We start from the raw sequence: 2,666 nt of genomic DNA on the forward strand, positions 1-2,666 counted from the left end.
GGTGGGGAGCCGCCGCGGGGGGGGTATTCCTGGGGCGCCCGGGGCCCCGGCCCCCCCCGGGGGTGTCCCCCCGGGTCCCCCACGAAGCCATGGCCTCCGCCGACACGAACCGGGGCACGGAATACGCAACGGCACACAAGGGCCTCTCACCAAACTCAGCTCCGGCCGGTCGGGGCACGTCCGGGAACTCGAGCGGGACCTGGCCGCGGCATCCGCACCCGCCTGCGGCGGATGATCCGGGAGGAGATCCGGAAACCGCTGCTCAGTAGGGGCGGTAGACACGGTCGGGATCGGCGAAGGCTTCCTCGGCGAACTCCGCGAAGTCCATGTTGGCGATCGACAGATTCGCGTGCACGTCGTGGACGCCGGCCGGAACGGTCCGGAACTCGCGAGGCGGTGGGGAGTCGATGAGCTCCTGGTCGTACAACGGGTCGAGGTCTTCGTCCTCGGCGAGGTCGATGGCGAGCAGCGCGCGCTGGGCAGACTGCATCGTGACCCGGTCGGCGAGGAACACAACGCTCAGGTTCTCGTCCCGCCTGGCCTCCTCGAGGACCCTGTCGGGCGTGAGGTCGGCCCAGGCGGGATCGTCGACGAGGTGAACAGCGGGTTCGAAATCGTCGTCTCCACCCCACGGCTGAACCAGGTCCGCGACCACCGCCTGCCACGCGGCCTCGTCCCCGTAGTCGGTCCGGATGATCAGGGCATCGAATTCGTCACGCCCCGGAATCTCAGGCAGCGCTTTCATGCTTCCCCTCCCATGGCGCCTGGCATGGTTGCGACTGTCTCATGAGCCACCGACAACACCTTCGCAGGCCGCCTTGGCCTCCATCGTTGACGCCACTGACCTTACGTCCCCACTCATGGTCGCCAGGTCTGGATGAGCCCGCCCGGGGGTGAGTCGAGGCGTGTGCGGCGGACGGGCGGCACGGGCCGTCCAGGCACGGTCGGCACATATCGAATCGGTATACGAACGCGCTTGAGTCGCCTCGGCGCGGCGGCGGGGAAAGCGGTCCGTCTCATCGGTGAAGGGCAGCGGAACGCCGGCGTCCGATCCGGGTGGCAAACGAACGTCATCTTGAAGTAGTGCTGAGGCGAAGGGAGTTGACCGCAGCACCGCCTGCCACGGGCGGGGGAGGCCGGTCGGCGGCTCCTGAACAACCGTTCAGTGGCAGTTCCGCCGCCGGCTGTGCCGAAGATCCGGTGGCGCCTATGAGACAGATAAGAAATCTGTGCAGCTACCTTGCGGTAACAAATGGGCCGTGCCAGATTCCTCTCGCGCCCGGCCGGTGTGCTTCTCCGTCAATGCTCCGTGCTGATCCTCCAGGTCGGCACGGCCTGGATGCAGGAGCATCTCCATGCCCGGATTCCACGTCACGCCCCTGCGGTTGCCCGCCGCCGTCCTCACATCCGCACTCGTCCTCACCGCCGCGCTCACCAGTGGTGCCGCCCCCGCACAGGCGAGCCCGTCGAGTGCGCAGAGCGCCGTGGTGTCGATGGGGGACAGCTTCATCTCCGGAGAAGCCGGCCGCTGGCAGGGCAACAGCAACACGCAGTCCGGCAACCGCAACGGCACGGACCGGGCCTATTCCAATGGCGGCTACGACCCCGCCAGGGTCTACGGCGGCACCTACGCCAGCGGCTGCGACCGCTCCGACTCCGCCGAGGTGCTCAGCGCCACCGGGATCGCCGATGTGGCGATCAACCTGGCGTGCTCCGGCGCCACCACCGACAACGTCATCCGGGCCGTCAGTGGTGGCGAGTCCCTCAACGGTGAGTCTCCGCAGGCCGACCAACTGGCGGCGGTCGCCGCGCGGTACCGGGTCAAGCTGATCGCGCTCTCGATCGGCGGCAACGACCTGGGCTTCAGCGAGGTCATCAGCAACTGCGTCAAGGACTACACCATCCTGTACTCCTACTGCTACGACGACCAGGGGGAGAAGGTCGACCAGCGGATGGACTCCGCGATGGCGGGCGTCGCCAAGTCCGTCCAGGAGATACGGGCCGTGATGTCGTCCGCCGGGTACTCCTCCGGCGACTACCGCGTCGTCCTCCAGTCGGCACCGTCCCCGATCCCCCGCAGCTCCGAGAACCGGTACTCGCAGAGCGGCTGGTCCAGGCTGACGACGGGCGGCTGCCCGTTCTGGGACAAGGACGCCGACTGGGCACGGGACGAGTTCATCCCGGAGTACGCCGCCGGGGTGAAGGCGGTCGCCGAGGCCGAGGGGGTCCAGTTCCTCGATCTCCAGGACATGCTCCAGGGGCGTGAGGTGTGCGCCAAGACGACCCGTCTGGCCACTTCCTCGCAGGGACCGTCGGCGACCACCAGTGAGTGGGCGCGCTTCCTGGTCAGCGGGGTGGCGCAGGGCACTGTGCAGGAGTCGTTCCACCCGAACTACTACGCCCAGCGCGCTCTGGGCCGCTGCCTCACCCTGATCTACGCCGAGCAGACGGGCGACTACGCCTGCCGGAACACGGCGGGCAAGGACGACTCGGGAATGTATCTCACCGGCGTCTCCTGAGCGTTCGCCACACCCACTCAGGGTCCCGCCGGGACCGTCCGACCGCGCCCGGTCAGGGGGGCGCGGCCCGGGCCCGGGCCGGTGCGCCGCGGAATCCGCCGGCGCGGCGGGCCAACGGGGCGGTCCGCCATGGCGTGTCGCCATGGC

General features: G+C 69.1%; 2 protein-coding genes. One reads left to right on the forward strand and one right to left on the reverse strand.

Annotation, left to right across the window (positions count from 1 at the left end; genetic code table 11):
• Positions 1-262 precede the first annotated feature (262 nt).
• Positions 263-745, reverse strand: a complete 483-nt coding sequence (locus ACFWI9_RS33780; RefSeq protein WP_387168998.1) for a DUF6924 domain-containing protein — start codon at positions 743-745, stop codon at positions 263-265.
• A gap of 610 nt (positions 746-1,355) precedes the next feature.
• On the opposite strand from ACFWI9_RS33780, the gene ACFWI9_RS33785 reads away from it, so the two are divergent.
• Positions 1,356-2,519: a GDSL-type esterase/lipase family protein gene (locus tag ACFWI9_RS33785; RefSeq protein ID WP_387169001.1), complete on the forward strand. Its 1,164-nt coding sequence runs from the start codon at positions 1,356-1,358 to the stop codon at positions 2,517-2,519.
• The last annotated feature ends 147 nt before the right edge of the window (positions 2,520-2,666 follow it).

The organism is Streptomyces sp. NPDC127084 (assembly GCF_042724175.1).
Lineage (GTDB): Bacteria > Actinomycetota > Actinomycetes > Streptomycetales > Streptomycetaceae > Streptomyces.

Excerpts from the sequence above, each read along its gene's own strand:
- ACFWI9_RS33780 (WP_387168998.1), bottom strand. The coding sequence starts at position 745 with ATGAAAGCGCTGCCTGAGATTCCGGGGCGTGACGAATTCGATGCCCTG.
- ACFWI9_RS33785 (WP_387169001.1), top strand. The coding sequence starts at position 1,356 with ATGCCCGGATTCCACGTCACGCCCCTGCGGTTGCCCGCCGCCGTCCTC.